Here is a 14704-nt window from a genome sequence, read left to right as displayed (position 1 = left end):
GGAGGCGACATGCGCGTCAGTACAGGACAAATTCAGCGGATCATGATGCAGAGCATGCAGCAGGGCGGTGCCGACTACGGCAAACTGCTGCAACAGATGGGCAGCGGTGACCGCATTCTCAAACCGTCGGACGACCCGCTCGCCACGGTGCGGCTGCAGGGCATCGACAAGGAAATCAGCGCCATCGCGCAGTACGAGAAAAATGCCGTGCAGGTACAGAGCCGGCTGGGCCAGCAGGAAACCCAGATCGACGCCATGAAGGACATACTGCTGCGGCTGCGGGACATGACGGTGGAAGCGGGCAACGGCACCTACAACCTGGCCGAGCGCCAGGCCCTGACCCAGGAAATGGAATCCCTCAAGGCCACCCTGCTGGATCTGGTTAATGCCCGCAACGAGGAAGGTCACTATCTGTTTTCCGGGTCTCAAACCGAGGTGCCGGCGGTGGTGGAAACCGCTCCCGGCGTGTTCGCCTACCAGGGGGATGACTACCAGCGTCAGGTGGCCATCGCCAACGGCGTGACCGTGGCTGCCAACGATACCGCCGAAGGACTGATGTTCAACGGCGGCAACCTGTTGCAGGACGTGCACGGCTTTATTCAGCTGCTGGATACCGCCACCGGGGATATCAGTGCCTCGGTGGCCGACATGCTCAACAGCCTGGACAAGGGCATCGGCAACCTGACCCGCACCCTTACCGACATTGGCGGGCGCATCAACGGCCTGGAGCAGGTGGTGGCCACCCATGGCGAGATGAAGGTGTTTGGCCAGGGCCTGCACAACGAGCTGTCGGCCCTGGATTACGGCGAGGCGGCCATGAACATGCAGCAGATGCTGCTGGCGCTGCAAAGCAGCCAGCAGGCCTTTGTCAATGTGAACAAGCTGTCGCTGTTCAGCGCCCTGTAAGGAAACACCATGCAACTCGCCAGTACCCGCCCGGGCGCGGTACAGACCTCACTGGACCCCGCCGGTGGCATTGCCGCCGCACCAGTGCTCACCGGCCAGGCCGACGGCAAGCCTCCCCTTGCCGCGTTCGCTGGCGGACTGTCGGCGCCGGGGCGCTTTCAGCAATGGGGCAAGCTCAGCCAGGCCCAGTCGAGCGTGGCCCGGTTGCAGGCGGCGGAGCAGTCATTAAGCCAGGCCTATCAGCAGTTGCGCACCCTGGCCCAGCGCCTGCAGGCTTCCGCCATCAGCGGCGAGCAGCAGCAAAAATGGGGCGAGCAGCTGACTCGGCTCAGTGAACAACTGCAACAGCAGGGCCGGCTCGATGCCCGGCTGCAGCCCAGGGCGCTGGAAGGCAATGCCGCCCGCCATCGCTTTCAGCTCGACAAGGTGGACCTGCTGGGCGTGAAGGGCAGTCGCGAGCGCATAACCCTGCTGCTGGCGGGCCAGCAGCAGGCCATGGGCATTACCATTCGGCCCGGCCAGCGGCCGGCCGATACCCTCGTCCAGCTGAACCGGCATTTAAAACCCCTTGGCATCAGTGCCGAGGCGGAGCAGGGCCGAGTGCAGCTGGTGGCCACCGATAGGGCCGAGGCGATATTGCGCCAGCCCATTCTGATGCAGGGCGAGGGCATTCGCGTGCCGGCGGGCGAGCCGGTACTGATCAAGCCCACGCCCGAGCCCGATGCCCTGGCGCCCCTGCAGCAGGCCGCCCGCAAGGGGGAGCTGGCCAGCGAGCGCGAGCACCTGCAGCGGGTGCTGAGCCGCATTCAGGATTACAGTACCCGTCTGCAGGAGCAGCGCCGCTTTATTCTGCAGCAAATGGCCAATGAGTGGCCGGCGGTGCCACCGCCTTCCGGCGAGGCACCACTCGGCAACCGCGGCAGCCCCTTTGAAAAGCTGGTGTCGGCCCTGGTGGCCCAGGCCAACGTCGCCCGCCATAACGCCGTGGCGTTATTACGCAAGGAATAGGCTTCGTTCGTAGGCAAAGCAACAGCAGGGTTACCTCCACCGACACGCTTCGAGCCCATCCGTGGGACGCTCGGCAAATGCTGTCCGTGGCATGTGACGGTCGGTTACGGTAATCCCTGCTGTCGCTTTGTGAAAGTCCGGCATTGTCGGCCGTTACCTTCATTTTTTGTTACGTTTTTCCCCTCACCCCTTTCGTTTTCCCCCTCACAAAAATTTTTATTTTTTCTTTCAAGTTGCCCAAATCAGCCGCCGTTTTAAAAGAGTGAACCAAGCCAATCATGCTTTTAAAAAGGAAACGATCATGGGCCTGTCAATTCATACCAATTACACCTCGCTGGTCACTCAGAACACCCTGAACAGCACCAACAAAATGCTGGGCACCGCCATGGAGCGCCTGGGCACCGGTTTTCGCATCAACTCTGCCGCCGACGACGCCGCCGGCCTGCAAATTGCCGTGCGTCTGCAGGCCCAGACTAACGGCCAGGGTGTGGCCATGCGCAACGCCCAGGATGCCATTTCCATGATGCAGACGGCCGAAGGCGCACTAGATGAAATGACCAATATCACTCATCGAATGAAAGATCTGGCCACTCAGGCCGCCAACGGAACAACTGGTACTGCTGAGTTTGCTGCCATTAATGCTGAATACAACCAGCTTGGCGAAGAGCTTGCTAACATCATGGCTAATACCAGTTACGGTTCCGGTACCAAGCTTCTGGACGGTACCACTGGCAAATTTGCGGCTGCCGCTGTGAATTTTCAAATTGGTGCAAGTAATGCCGAGACCCTAGCTGTAGATACCACTGCTGAAGTTGGTGCTCTTGCTACTGCCGTCGGCGCGACCTGGACTGCAGCGACCATGTCGGACCAGGCAACTTCCCAGGCTGAAATCACCAAAATGGATACTTTGCTGAACAATATTGGTACAGCTCGAGGAAAATTTGGTGCCTATATCAACCGTCTGGAGCACACCATTACCAACCTGGGCAATATGCGTGAGAACGGTGAAGCCGCCAAGGGTCGTATTATGGACGCCGACTTCGCGTCCGAAGCTTCCAATATGTCCAAAAACCAGATGCTGATGCAGTCCGGCATGTCGGTGCTGAGCAACTCAAACCAGATGAGCGGTCTGGTGATGTCGCTGCTGCGTTAACCGCGGCCCCCTGTAGTACGGGGCCCATGGCCCCGCGTTGTGTTCTTTGCTTTTTGCCGGGGTTTCCCCGTGCGTTTTCTTTCTTTGCGGCCCTGATGGGCCGCTTTTTTATTTCCGCCGTTCCCGGCGTTTTATTATTCAAGTCACCCGCTGCCGCTGTCGTTGTTCGAATACCAAGTACACAAACAATGAATCATTGCGGAGGTGGCGATGTTTGGAATGAACGGAATGGATCCGTCCTCGATGGCGCAGATGCTGATGTCGGCGGAGCGGGCTCCCCTCGACGGCCTGCTGCGCAGCCAGCGAAGCCAGCTGAGCGCCCAGAAAGAGGCTTACGGCCAGATCAAAGGCAAGCTGCAGGCGCTGCAGATGGCGATCAAGGAGCTGACCAGCGGCACCGGCCTTAGCAGCCAGTCCGTCGGCTTCAGTGCCGAGGGCTATGCCAGCGCCACCGTCAAGGCCGGCGCCGCCAACGCCGATTACCAGCTCTATGTAAAACAGCTGGCGCAATCCGATCAGTATTCCCTGGCGCTGGACGAGAACTGGACGGTGCCCACTCAGGGCGTGCTCGACATTACCCTTGACGGCCAGACCCTGAGCCTGGATCTGTCGACCCTGGACTCCGCCAGCGGGCTTACCGGGCTGCGGGATGCGATCAACCAGGCGACGGACAACAGCGGCGTGCAGGCGTCTCTGGTGCGGGCCGATGGCCAGACCCACCTGATGCTGACCGGCAGCAAGACCGGCGCCAGCCAGGCCATGACCATCAACCTCGGCGGCGGCAACGGCGAGGCGGCCTTTACCGAGCTGCAAACCGCCATTGGCAACAAGACGCAACTGGCCAGCGCCCAGGATGCGGTGATCGAGCTGGGCGGGGCCGGCGGCCTGCAACTGAGCAGCACCACCAACACCTTTGACGGCCAGATAGACGGCCTCAACCTGACGGTGAGCAAGGCCCATGCCCAGGATGAATTCGGCAACTATACCGATGCGCCGCTGGGGCTCAGCGTGGCCACGGATCAGGCCGCCATTGAGGAATCCCTCAAGGGTATAGTGGACGCCTACAACGCCCTGGTGGGCGAGGTGCAAAAGCACACCCAAAGCAAGGAAGGCAGCAGTGCGGCGCTCTCCGGCGACAGCATGGCCCGGGGCCTGTTGGGGCGGCTGCGGGGCACCCTGTCCAATCCACCCGACGGTGTCAGTCTGGCGGAGCTGGGCATCAAGACCGACCGCTACGGCAAGCTCTCCCTCGACACCGCCGCCATGGCCAGGCTGCAGGAAAGCCGGCCCGGCGCCCTGGAAGACGCCTTTACCGGTGCCGGCGGCCTGCTGACCCGGCTGGAGGCCGACACCAAACCCTATCTGGATCGCAACGGCACCCTGGTGCAGCGGGATCGCAGCCTGCAGAGCGGCCTGGATCGCATTGCCGACCGGCAGGAGGCCCTGGACAGCCGCATGAACAAGGTCTACCAGCGCTACCTGGGCCAGTTCACCCGCATGCAAACATTGGCACAGCAAATGCAACAGACCATGTCCATGTTTTAACCGAGCCAGGAGCTGACCATGTTTGATGCCGATTCCGGCCTTGATATTTACCAGCATACTCACACCGATGCCCGGGCCGCCCAGGCCTCGCCCCGGGAGCTGGTGCTGATGCTGATGGACGGACTGATGGACGAAATCGCCCGGGCCGAGGGCCACATCCTTGCCGGCCGGATTGAGCAAAAGGGCAAATCCATCGCCAAAGCCATTGATATTATTGGTGGTCTGGACAGCTCTCTGGACATGAACAACGGCGGCGAGCTGGCCCTCAACCTACATGCGCTGTACGACTTCTGCGGCCGCCAGCTGTTCAGCGCCAGCGTCAACAACGACGCCGCCCTGTTGGCGCCGGTCAACAAGGTGCTGGCCGACCTGCGGGACGGTTGGCAGGGGTTGGGCAGCGAGGTGCCCGCATAATGGAAAAGCGGAATCCGGTCAGTCCCCCGGCGGAAAACCCTGTTCCCCCTGCGCCGTCCGCGGCCTGCGGACGTGCCGAGCTGGGCCCCATTTTCGCCCGCCTGCTGATGCTGCAGCAAAGCACCGCCCAGGCCTGCGAGGCGGGCCAGTGGGGCTGGCTCAGCGAACTGGACAAACAGCTGAAAAAGGCGCTGGAAGAGCTGGCTCCCTACCGGCACCAGCTCAACGCCCGGCAGCGGGACCTCTTGCAGCGTTTTGCCGAGCAGTACCGGGCGCAATGGAGCCGGGTCAGGCTGCAGGCCGAGGCGCTGGACTCGCAACTGGACCAGCTGCGCCAGCAGCACCAGGGCACCCTGGCCTACGACTGGGTCAGCCAGCTGGAGGACGAGGCGTGATGCCATTGCCCGCGGCCCGGGCCGTTGCCGGCCTGCCCGCCGTGGCCGGCGAGCGAATTCTGTCCGGCGAGGGCAAGGGCGGCTTTGCCGGCGTGGCCGAACGCACCGGCCTGGGCCTGCAGGCGACGCCGCCGGTCGGTAAAGAAGCGGCCGCCGAGGCCGCCCCTGCGTCACTCGCCTCGGCGAATGCGACGGCACCGGACGGCCGCCGGGAGCAGACGGTTAATTCGAGCACAGCCCTGCCAAGTGCCGCCATGGAGGGCAGCAGTGTCACGGCGGAGGAAGGCGACCGCGACGCTCAGTCCGGTGCCGACCCGGGTGGCGATACCGGTGCCGAGGCTCAGGTGGTGGCGACGCTGTCGTTGCCGGCCCAGGGGAACGCTGAGCCCGCCGCGCCCCTGTTGAGCCACCGGCCGGTCGCCGAGGCACCGGTGCAGTTATGGCGACTGCGCGAGCAGGCCCGGCCCGACGCCGGCCCGCCCTCGCTACGGCAACAGGCCCAGCCCGATGCGGGCACGCGGCCTGAGCCCCGTCTGCCCGAGCTTCGTCTTCCCGAACTCCGTATGCCTGAAGCCAATGCCCTGCTGCTGCAGCGCCTGGGCGGTGGGCCCTTGTCCCGGCCGGACGCGGCCGCCGGCCAGGCGGCTTATGCCGATCCGACGGCGGTGTTTGCCACTGCCCTGGCGGCGGTGCGCACGGCACCGGCGGGCAGTCACGAGTGGGCGCCGGTGTCGGTGCAGTCCGGCGACAAGGCGGCCATCGGCGAGCAGTTGCTGCTGGCCCTCAAAGACAAGGTGGAGCTGCAGCTCAACCAGCGGGTGCAACAGGCCCGTATCAAGCTGGACCCGCCCGAAATGGGGCGGATGGAGCTGACCGTCCGGCTGGAAGGGGAGAGGCTGCATGTGCAGATCAACGCAAGCCATGCCGGCCTGCGCGACGCCATTACCGCCCAGGCCGACCGCTTGCGCCAGGATCTGCTGGCCCAGCACGGTGGCGGGGTGGAGGTCAATGTGGGGCAGCAAGACCGCCAGGACAGCGCCCCCCGCTTTCATGACGACATTCATATCGGCGCGGCATCCGCCGAGCCGGGTGACGACAACCCCGCCGGGGCCATGGGCCTTGGCTGGATTAACGCCCTGGCCTGACAGAGGAAACCAATCAAGTGGCTAAAACATCCCGTTCTTCCCTGAAGATGGCACTGCTGTTGCTGGCGGTGCTGCTGACCGGCATAGGCGCCGGTACCTTTGTGCTGGCCGATTACCGTCAAACACTGCAAGCGAAAGGCTGGCTGGCGCTGTTTGAATCGGCTCCCGAGCCCGAGCCGGTCACCGAGCCGCAATTTCAGCCATTGGAGCAGTTTGTGATCGGCCTGCCTGGTGCCGAGCGCAATCACTACATGGTGCTGGAGCTGGCGCTGATGAGCCGGCGCCCGCAGCAGCTGGCGCTGTGGGAAGGCGTGTTGCCGGCCCTGCGCAACACCACCCTGAGTTATTTCAGCGGTTTTGACCACGATCAGGTACAGGCGCAGTTGCAGGACATGAGCAAGTTCGAAAGTGAGCTGCAGCTGGCCCTGAACCAGCGGCTGGAGGGCTATGGCTATGCCCCTTCGGTGGAAGCGGTGCTGATCACCAAGCTGGTGATCCAATAGGAGGCGGCCATGTTAGTGGAACCGGACTGGAGTCGGGATGCCGCCGCGCCCGCGGTGAGCGCGGAGCAGGAAAGGCACTGGCTCAATCAGTACCTGCCGCTGGTCAAGCGGGTGCTGGGGCAGCTCAGGAATCAGGTCAATACGGTGATGGACGCGGACGATCTGGCCCAGATTGGCATCATGGGGTTGCTGGAAGCCATTCGCCGTTACGGCGGCCCGCCCGACGAGGGGTTTGCCGGCTTTGCCTTCAAGCGGGTGCGCGGCGCCATTCTCGATGAGCTGCGTCGCCACGACTGGCGGCCCCGTCAGCTGCGCCAGCAAAGCCACCAGTGCGCCCAGGCGGAACGGGAGCTGATGCGCCGGCTGGGCCGGCGGCCCACCGAAACCGAGCTGGCACAAACCATGGGCGTGACCATGGACGAGCTGCGCAACATCGTTTACGCCGGGCAGATGGCGGAGATGGAAAGCCTGCAGGTATTGCTGGAGCACGGTCACGAGCCGGCTCAGGACGAGGCTCTGGACCGGCTGGAGCAGCAGCGCCAGATCCAGGCCCTGCTTACCCGGCTGCCGGCCCGGGAGCAGCGGCTGATGTCGCTGTATTACCAGCATGATCTGAACATGAAGGAAATCGCCCTGGTACTGGATTTGACCGAATCCAGGGTGTGTCAGCTGCACAAGCAGTGCCTGGCGTTGTTGAACCGGGAATTTGCCCAGGGTGGAGAAAAATAATGCAGAAGCTGGTAGGTATCGCCGTCATTCTGGTGTGTGTGTTCGGTGGTTTTATCATGGCCAACGGCAAGCTGGCGGCGCTGTGGCAGCCGGCGGAAATCGTGATCATTCTCGGCGCCGGCCTGGGGGCGCTGATCCTGGGCAACTCCACCGCCGTGCTCAAGGGCATCTGGCAGCAGCTCAAGGCCATTGGCGGCGGCCAGAAAAACGATGGCGAGCTCTATCGCCAGTTGCTGCCACTGCTGCACCAGTTGCTGCAGGAAACCCGGCTGAAGGGCCTGAAGGCGCTGGACGGTCATGTGGAGTCACCCGGTTCAAGCCCCTTGTTCGGCCGCTATCCATTGGTGGCCGGCCATCCGGAGCTGCTGGGGTTTATTATCGACAACCTGCGTATGCTGGGCATGGGCAAGCTCAGCGCCCATGAGCTGGAAGCCCTGCTGGAGCAGGAGATCGACGCCCTGGAAGAAAGCATGCTCAAGCCGTCCCAGGCGCTGGCCAAAACCGCCGACGCCATGCCCGGTTTCGGCATACTGGCGGCGGTGATGGGCATCATCATCACCATGCAGCACCTGGACGGCCCGCTCACCTACATAGGGGTGCACGTGGCCGCGGCCCTGGTGGGCACCTTTCTCGGTATTTTCGCCTGTTACTGCCTGCTGAGCCCGGCCAGCAACGCCATGGAGCAGTGGGTCAGCCGGCGCATTACCGCGCTGGAGTGCGTCAAGGCGGTGCTGGTTTCCCATGTGGGCGGTAAGTCGCCGCTGCTGGCGGTGGATGCCGGGCGCAAGCTGATCGAGCAGGACATCAAGCCCGGCTTTATCGACATGGAGTCCTGGGTGAGTGAAACCGAAGCGGAAAGCCCCTGATGCGTGATCACGGAACCATCATCGTTAAACGCAAGTCGCGCCACAAGGGCGAGGGCAGTCATGGCGGTGCCTGGAAGGTGGCCTTTGCGGATTTTGCCCTGGCCATGATGGCGCTGTTCATGGTGCTGTGGATACTGGCGGTGTCGAGCGAGCAGGAGCGGGAAACCGTGTCCAGCCAGCTGCGCGACTACTCGGTGTTTGACGGCAGCACCAGCCCCTACCTGCTGGGGGGCACGCCCTTTCCGGTGGACATGCAGGGCCAGCCGCTGGCGCAGATCCCGGGCCAGGCCACCGCCTTGCAGGATATTTCCCTGGCCACCGAGCCGCTGCAAAGCCCCGCCGAGCTGCGCCCGGGCCGGGTGGAGAGCGAACAGGACAAGCGCCGGCTGGCGGTGCTGATTGGCGAGCTGGCCGAGCGCCAGGGCATGGAAAACAACCTGGAGCTGGATGTGGTGCCCGAGGGCCTGCGCATTCGCATTCACGATCAGGGCGACAGGCCCATGTTCACCCGGGGCAGTGCCCGCATGGAAAAAGAGTTCGAGCGGCTGCTGCACACCCTGGCGCCGGTGTTCGAGAAGGTGGAAAACCGCCTGGTGATCTCCGGCCATACCGATGCGGTGCGTTATGCCAGCCAGCATTATTCCAACTGGGACCTGTCCGGCGCCCGGGCCCAGAACGTGCGTCAGTTGCTGGAGCTGGCCGGGGTGCCCCGGGAGCGGGTGCTGCAGGTGGTGGCCATGGCCGATCAGGCGCCCTTTGACCGGGACAATCCCACCTCGGGCAACAACCGCCGGGTGGAGCTGCTGCTGCTGAGCCGGCAGGCGGAGCAGTTGCTGCAGGCGTTGTTTGAGGCGGGGCTGCCCGAGGGTATTTTCAACAAGCAGCAGCAAAGTGCCCGCCTGGCCGCCGACGCGCCACCGGTGGCGATCATTCAGTAAGGGCGCCAGCCCGGTGGCGCTTCCCGTCTGAAGACGGCGCCCACTTCCCCAAACAGGCCGCCGGCGCCGGACAAGTCCAGCCCGGCGGCCTGTTCCGTAAACAGCGGCTGGGCGCTGATGGTCACCAGCCGCTGTGCCCGGCGATGACCGGTCGCGGGGAGCAGGACTGACACCTCGTGCTCCGCCGGCAGCCAGTTTCCCTTCAGGGCCAGGTTCTGGGCCTTCAGCTCCGTGACCGTGACGCCCAGCCGGCTGGCCAGGGCGGACAGTGACAGGGGCCCTTTCACCCTGTGCTCGGTCAGTACTGCGCGACCGGCGGCCGGTTGCCCCAGCAGCTTCTGCACCGCCAGAAAGCGGGGCACGTAGCGGCGGGTTTCCTTGGGCAGCGGCAACTGCCAGAAATCCCGGCTGCCGCTGCGTTGCATGGCCCGGCGCACCCGACCTTCCCCGGCGTTGTAGGCGGCCAGGGCCAGCAGCCAGTCGCCGTCGAAATAGTCATGCAGCCAGGCCAGGTAGGTGAGCGCCGCCCGGCTGGCGCTGAGCGGGGCCAGCCGGCCGTCGTAATTGTCAGCGACCAGAATGCCAAAGCGTGCGGCGGTGGCTGGCATCAGCTGCCACAGCCCGGCGGCGCCGGCGGGCGACAGGGCCCCGGGCAGCCAGGCGCTTTCCACCACCGGCAGCCAGAGCAGGCGGGCAGGCAGGCCCCGGGCGCGCAGCAGCGGCAGCAGGTGCGGAAGCCAGGGTTCCGCCCGGGCGCGGCTGCGCTCCAGGTAGGCCGGATGGCGGCGCAGGTAGTCGAGCTCACGCTTGACCTCGGGGCGGGCGTACAGCCCCTCGTCAAAGGAAAAGGCCAAGGCGGGCGGCGCCCATAGCCCCAGCGCCAACAGGAAAAATAGGGTTCTCATGGCACAGGCGTAGCAAATAGCGTACCCGGTTTTACTTTGTTCGCCTGGCGGCCGTTTTATAGGGCGGAAGACGGAGCAAAGGAGGCCTTATGCGCCACCCTCAAGGGCGTTGCTCGCGCCTCGGGCGCCAGCTGCACAAACTGACCCTCTACCTTATCGTGCTGCAGCCGCTGCTGCTGGCCGGCTACGCCCTGCGCGCCTCCTGGCTGGGACTGGGGGAGTTTGCCCTGGTCAGCCTGCTGCTGCTGGGTTATCAGTGGGTGATGGGCCGGCTGCTGTTTTTGCAGGCCCGGCGCAGCAACGACGGCTACCTGATCTATCCAGTGGTGGGCGCGGCCTTGCTGCTGGCAGTGTTGCTGATGCCGGCGGCATTTTCCGGCTGATGTTGATTTGAGTCAAACAATCCAAGGGTTGGCAATGCGCCCCATGCCCCCCTCACATATAATCGCCGCTTTGGAAACAGGGAGAGTTCCATATTATGGTCGACAATCCGACCACCATTCGGCGGTACCTGCTTAACCGTACCCTGCAGTTTTCCGTTATCGGCTTTCTGTTGCTGCTGCTGGTCGCCAATCAGGCCTACCAGAGCAGCGTGCGGGAAAGTGCCCGTCAGGTGGCGGATTCGGTGGCCCAGACCACCTTCAACTCCATGTACGCCATCATGAGCCAGGGCTGGAGCCGCGCCCAGCTGGAAACCTTTTTGCTGCAACTGGAAAACGGCAATCGCGGCGACGGCTTTCATATCGGCCTCTACCGGGGCGAGCTGGTGAGCGAGCGCTTTGGTGCCATTACCCAGCAGCCGCCGGACGAGGCCCTGCTGCAGGCCGTTGCCAGTGGTGACATTGCCGCCCTGGACAGGGGTGAACACCTGCGCTACCTCTACCCGCTCAAGGCGCGCCAGGAGTGCCTGGCCTGCCATGCCAATGCCAGCCCGGGAGACACCCTGGGGGTGATCTCCGTGGAGCAGGACTTGTCGGCCCAGCTGCGCATGGCCAACCGCAACCTGCTTTACTACCTGCTGCTGCTGTCGCCGCTGCCCCTGCTGTTTGCCTTCTGGGCGGTGCGCCGGGTCAGCCTGCACATCAATGACTCGGTGCAGCACCTGTCCCGCAGCATCGCCCAGGTGGAAAGCCTGTCGGATTTGTCGCGGGTGGGCAGTGAGCGGCGGCAGTTCCGCTTCAGTGAGATGAACTCTATCTTTGGCCAAGTGGAGCAGCTGGCCGACAAGCTGCGCAATATTGCCGTGGACAAGGATCTGCTGGAATTCGAGATCCGGCTGCTGGAAAAATTCGTGATCACCTCGGAAGTGGTGCGCGACTGGCGGGAATACGTCAATGTGCTGATGCTCGACATCAACCAGGTGCTCGACATCTACACCATGTTTTCCATTTTCAAGGTGGACGACGAGCTGTTTGATCTGGAAATTTTCTGGCTCTATACCCCCACCACCGCCACCCGGGTCATGATGGAGCAGGCGGTGCTGGCCCGGCTGCGCAGTGGCGATACCCCCTTCAGTCACGGCGAGTTCACCCTCAATCACAACGTGGTCAACAAGGATGAGGCCCACAGGGTGGAGCTGGCCGAACAGGACATCGAACTGCAGACCAAGTCGTTGCTGGTGGAGGCGCCCAAGATCGGCGGCATTGTCGGCATCGGGGTGCAGGCCGACATCGTCAAGGACAAGACCAAGGTGCTGGTGCTGGAGAGCATTCTGTCCACCCTGCTGAATGTGGTGGGCTCGGTCAAGGCCATCTACAAGTACACTCGGGATCTGGAGTACTACGCCACCCGGGATCCCCTCACCAACCTCTATAACCAGCGCATGCTGTGGGAACTGCTCGACTATGAGCTGGACCGCAGCCGCCGGCACGACTATTCGGTGGCCATGCTGCTGCTTGATCTCGACAACTTCAAGTCGGTCAACGACGGCTACGGCCATGCCTGCGGCGATCGTCTGCTGACCGAGCTGTCGATACTGTTGAAGAGCCAGCTGGGCAATGGTGACGTGCTGGCCCGTTACGGCGGCGACGAGTTCGTGATTGTGCTCACCGAGGCTGGCATGGAGCGGGCCCGGGACGTCAGCGAGCGCATTCTGGCGGCGGTGGACGGCTTTGGCATGGAGCACGATGGCGGCCAGATCCGAGTAACCTGCTCGGTGGGCGTGGGTATTTACCCCGACCATGCGGACAACGCCAAGGAACTGTTTATGTTTGTCGACAACCTTATGTACCGGGCCAAGAGCCAGGGCAAGAACCGGGTCTGCCTGCCCGGTGAGCAGGATGTGGCCGACATTTTTCGGGACATGAGCGAAAAAACCCAGCTGGTGGTGCAGGCCATAGAGCAGCGCACCCTGCTGCCGGTGTTTCAGCCCATTCTTCCCCTGGCGGAGGGCGCTCCCATGGCGGTGGAGGTGCTGAGCCGTATTCGCCTGGCCGACGACACCCTGATGAACGCCGGCGAGTTTATCGAGATTGCCGAGGCCATGGGCAAGGTGCACCTGCTCGACTACATCGTGATGGAAAAGGCCTTTGCCCAGGTGCGGGACACCGGTTTTAACGGCCTGGTGTTTATCAATCTGTCGCCCCGGGCGGTGCTGGTGGGGGACTTCCTCACCCGGGTGCGGGCCCTGGTGGCCGGCTACGGTATTTGCCCGGAGCGGGTGGTGTTTGAAATCACCGAGCGGGATACCATCAAGAGCATGGTGCTGCTGGAGCAGTTTGTCCGGGCCCTGAAGGATTCCGGCTTTTTACTGGCGATCGACGACTTTGGCTCGGGGTTCTCGTCCTTTCATTATCTCAAGCACCTGCCCATCGATTTTGTGAAAATCGAGGGGGAGTTTATCGCCAACATGGCCCACGACAGCCGGGATCTGGCCTTTGTCAGCAGCATTACCCAGCTGGCCAGACAACTGGGGGTGAAAACCGTGGCCGAATACGTGGAAAACGAGGCGGTGCTGGACATGGTCAGGGCCACCGGCATCGATCATGCGCAAGGATTCCACATGGGGCGGCCGCATCCGCAGCTCAGCACCTGGATGGAATGAACCTGGTCGCCGGCGGCGGCTATACTGTTGGCGTGGTGTTCACGGTTAAGGATGCAAATGATGACGATACGACGACAGTGGGTGTTATGGATGGTGGCGCTGTTCACCCTGGCAGGTTGCAATACCTTTGCCGGTGCCGGCAAGGACATTGAGCGGGGCGGTGAAGCGGTGCAGGAAGCGGCGCGGGACGTGCAGGAAAAACTGTAACCGCCCCGCTCTTCATCACCGGAACATGCCGGGGCCTGGGCCCCGGCATGTTATTTAGTCGTTTTTACCCTGTTCCTCTATACGGCGGGCCCGGGCCATCACCGGGCTGTCCACCATGTGTTCCTGCACTGCCACCACAGCCCCGCTGCTTTTTCGCTCGGCGGCCAGCACTCGCTCGGCCCAGAGCCGCTGGGCCGCCGTGGGCGCCAGGGCCTGGATGGCGGGCGTCACCTGGCGCGGGTGCACCAGCAGCACGCCGCCAAAGCCCAGCTTCATGCCCTCGTGCACATAGGCCTGCAGGCCGGCATCGTCGTTAAAGGCGGTATAGACGGCGTCCAGCGGCGCGGCCAGATCGTGAACCCGAGACACCACCACCAGCTGGCTGCGAATGGGCAGAAAGGGCGTCTGATCCTGCGGTTCGCCCGCCGGCGGCGGGTAGTCCATGGCCAGATCCAGCGCCATGTCGAGCTGGCCGAACAGCAGCCGGGCCACGCCATGGGTGCTGGCAATGTCGTCGAGCCGGGCCAGGGCCCGGGCCGACTCGATAAAGGGCAGCAGCGGTTTGTCGGTGACGTTGGCCAGCTCGGCCAGGGCAGCGGGATCTTCCGCCTTGGGCACCACCACCGCGGCCACGGCGTCGGCGCGGCACAGCGCCATGTCCTGATTGAACCAGGGGCTGCCGGTGCCGTTGATGCGCACCAGCACCGAGGCCGGTGGCTGTTCCGTTAACCAGCCGGCCAGTGTGGCTCGGGCGGCGTCCTTTTCCGCCGGCGGCACGGCATCTTCCAGATCGATGATAACGGCGTCGGCGCCACTGCTCAGGGCCTTGGCAAACCGTTCCGGGCGGTTGGCCGGAACGAACAGCAGGGTCTGCAGCGCATTGATGTTCATAGAAAACTCCATTTAACCCGTCGCCAGAGCGAAGCGATGTGAAGGAGCCTTCTGTT

The 14704-nt window shown here is 63.6% G+C and carries 16 protein-coding genes; 14 read left to right on the top strand and 2 right to left on the bottom strand.

The annotated features are described in order from the left end of the window. Positions 1-9 precede the first annotated feature (9 nt). From flgL to GU3_RS14330, 11 genes are all read left to right on the top strand, one after another. Complete coding sequence (gene flgL / locus GU3_RS14380) at positions 10-906, top strand: flagellar hook-associated protein FlgL (protein ID WP_041543272.1); 897 nt, start codon at positions 10-12, stop codon at positions 904-906. A 9-nt stretch (positions 907-915) separates the two neighbouring features. Then, complete coding sequence (locus tag GU3_RS14375; protein ID WP_014293255.1) at positions 916-1914, top strand: hypothetical protein; 999 nt, start codon at positions 916-918, stop codon at positions 1912-1914. A gap of 301 nt (positions 1915-2215) precedes the next feature. Further along, complete coding sequence (gene lafA / locus GU3_RS14370; RefSeq protein ID WP_014293254.1) at positions 2216-3067, top strand: lateral flagellin LafA; 852 nt, start codon at positions 2216-2218, stop codon at positions 3065-3067. Between the two features lie 210 nt (positions 3068-3277). After that, on the top strand, positions 3278-4612 hold the full coding sequence (fliD, locus tag GU3_RS14365; protein WP_237711151.1) for a flagellar filament capping protein FliD: 1335 nt from the start codon (positions 3278-3280) through the stop codon (positions 4610-4612). Between the two features lie 18 nt (positions 4613-4630). Continuing rightward, complete coding sequence (fliS, locus tag GU3_RS14360; RefSeq protein ID WP_014293252.1) at positions 4631-5026, top strand: flagellar export chaperone FliS; 396 nt, start codon at positions 4631-4633, stop codon at positions 5024-5026. Beyond that, complete coding sequence (locus GU3_RS14355; RefSeq protein ID WP_014293251.1) at positions 5026-5421, top strand: hypothetical protein; 396 nt, start codon at positions 5026-5028, stop codon at positions 5419-5421. Before fliS ends, GU3_RS14355 begins: the two co-directional genes overlap by 1 nt. Continuing rightward, on the top strand, positions 5421-6566 hold the full coding sequence (locus tag GU3_RS16660) for a flagellar hook-length control protein FliK (protein WP_014293250.1): 1146 nt from the start codon (positions 5421-5423) through the stop codon (positions 6564-6566). Before GU3_RS14355 ends, GU3_RS16660 begins: the two co-directional genes overlap by 1 nt. Before the next feature lie 17 nt (positions 6567-6583). Next, on the top strand, positions 6584-7069 hold the full coding sequence (gene fliL, locus GU3_RS14345; protein WP_148265919.1) for a flagellar basal body-associated protein FliL: 486 nt from the start codon (positions 6584-6586) through the stop codon (positions 7067-7069). Between the two features lie 9 nt (positions 7070-7078). After that, positions 7079-7798, top strand: a complete 720-nt coding sequence (locus GU3_RS14340) for a FliA/WhiG family RNA polymerase sigma factor (RefSeq protein WP_014293248.1) — start codon at positions 7079-7081, stop codon at positions 7796-7798. After that, positions 7798-8664 carry a flagellar motor stator protein MotA gene (gene motA / locus GU3_RS14335; protein ID WP_014293247.1) on the top strand — a complete coding sequence of 289 codons (867 nt, stop codon included), beginning with the start codon at positions 7798-7800 and terminating at the stop codon, positions 8662-8664. The genes GU3_RS14340 and motA overlap by 1 nt, the downstream gene beginning before the upstream one ends. Continuing rightward, the gene (locus GU3_RS14330) at positions 8664-9602 is read left to right on the top strand and encodes an OmpA family protein (RefSeq protein WP_014293246.1); all 939 of its coding nucleotides are present in this window, start codon (positions 8664-8666) and stop codon (positions 9600-9602) included. The genes motA and GU3_RS14330 overlap by 1 nt, the downstream gene beginning before the upstream one ends. On the opposite strand, the gene GU3_RS14325 is transcribed toward GU3_RS14330, so the two are convergent. Continuing rightward, a complete protein-coding gene (locus tag GU3_RS14325) occupies positions 9596-10507 on the bottom strand; it encodes a lytic transglycosylase domain-containing protein (protein WP_041543270.1) in 912 nt (303 codons plus the stop codon). The genes GU3_RS14330 and GU3_RS14325 overlap by 7 nt on opposite strands. 89 nt (positions 10508-10596) lie before the next feature. Between GU3_RS14325 and GU3_RS14320 the strand changes: the two genes are divergently transcribed. From GU3_RS14320 to GU3_RS14310, 3 genes are all read left to right on the top strand, one after another. Beyond that, positions 10597-10890: a hypothetical protein gene (locus tag GU3_RS14320; protein WP_014293244.1), complete on the top strand. Its 294-nt coding sequence runs from the start codon at positions 10597-10599 to the stop codon at positions 10888-10890. Between the two features lie 95 nt (positions 10891-10985). Then, positions 10986-13550 (top strand): bifunctional diguanylate cyclase/phosphodiesterase, encoded by a 2565-nt coding sequence (locus tag GU3_RS14315; RefSeq protein ID WP_014293243.1) that lies wholly within the window; start codon positions 10986-10988, stop codon positions 13548-13550. Positions 13551-13610: 60 nt separating this feature from the next. Beyond that, positions 13611-13757: an entericidin A/B family lipoprotein gene (locus tag GU3_RS14310; RefSeq protein ID WP_041543268.1), complete on the top strand. Its 147-nt coding sequence runs from the start codon at positions 13611-13613 to the stop codon at positions 13755-13757. A 54-nt stretch (positions 13758-13811) separates the two neighbouring features. Here the strand turns inward: GU3_RS14310 and GU3_RS14305 are convergent, their stop codons facing one another. Next, a complete protein-coding gene (locus tag GU3_RS14305) occupies positions 13812-14648 on the bottom strand; it encodes a CoA ester lyase (protein WP_014293241.1) in 837 nt (278 codons plus the stop codon). Between the last annotated feature and the right edge of the window lie 56 nt (positions 14649-14704).

Origin of the sequence: Oceanimonas sp. GK1 (assembly GCF_000243075.1) — a bacterium.
Taxonomy (GTDB): domain Bacteria; phylum Pseudomonadota; class Gammaproteobacteria; order Enterobacterales; family Aeromonadaceae; genus Oceanimonas.
This window is presented reverse-complemented; position numbering and strand designations above follow the sequence as displayed.

Excerpts from the sequence above, each read along its gene's own strand:
- flgL (WP_041543272.1), top strand. The coding sequence starts at position 10 with ATGCGCGTCAGTACAGGACAAATTCAGCGGATCATGATGCAGAGCATG.
- GU3_RS14375 (WP_014293255.1), top strand. The coding sequence starts at position 916 with ATGCAACTCGCCAGTACCCGCCCGGGCGCGGTACAGACCTCACTGGAC.
- lafA (WP_014293254.1), top strand. The coding sequence starts at position 2,216 with ATGGGCCTGTCAATTCATACCAATTACACCTCGCTGGTCACTCAGAAC.
- fliD (WP_237711151.1), top strand. The coding sequence starts at position 3,278 with ATGTTTGGAATGAACGGAATGGATCCGTCCTCGATGGCGCAGATGCTG.
- fliS (WP_014293252.1), top strand. The coding sequence starts at position 4,631 with ATGTTTGATGCCGATTCCGGCCTTGATATTTACCAGCATACTCACACC.
- GU3_RS14355 (WP_014293251.1), top strand. The coding sequence starts at position 5,026 with ATGGAAAAGCGGAATCCGGTCAGTCCCCCGGCGGAAAACCCTGTTCCC.
- GU3_RS16660 (WP_014293250.1), top strand. The coding sequence starts at position 5,421 with ATGCCATTGCCCGCGGCCCGGGCCGTTGCCGGCCTGCCCGCCGTGGCC.
- GU3_RS14340 (WP_014293248.1), top strand. The coding sequence starts at position 7,079 with ATGTTAGTGGAACCGGACTGGAGTCGGGATGCCGCCGCGCCCGCGGTG.
- motA (WP_014293247.1), top strand. The coding sequence starts at position 7,798 with ATGCAGAAGCTGGTAGGTATCGCCGTCATTCTGGTGTGTGTGTTCGGT.
- GU3_RS14330 (WP_014293246.1), top strand. The coding sequence starts at position 8,664 with ATGCGTGATCACGGAACCATCATCGTTAAACGCAAGTCGCGCCACAAG.
- GU3_RS14325 (WP_041543270.1), bottom strand. The coding sequence starts at position 10,507 with ATGAGAACCCTATTTTTCCTGTTGGCGCTGGGGCTATGGGCGCCGCCC.
- GU3_RS14320 (WP_014293244.1), top strand. The coding sequence starts at position 10,597 with ATGCGCCACCCTCAAGGGCGTTGCTCGCGCCTCGGGCGCCAGCTGCAC.
- GU3_RS14315 (WP_014293243.1), top strand. The coding sequence starts at position 10,986 with ATGGTCGACAATCCGACCACCATTCGGCGGTACCTGCTTAACCGTACC.
- GU3_RS14310 (WP_041543268.1), top strand. The coding sequence starts at position 13,611 with ATGACGATACGACGACAGTGGGTGTTATGGATGGTGGCGCTGTTCACC.
- GU3_RS14305 (WP_014293241.1), bottom strand. The coding sequence starts at position 14,648 with ATGAACATCAATGCGCTGCAGACCCTGCTGTTCGTTCCGGCCAACCGC.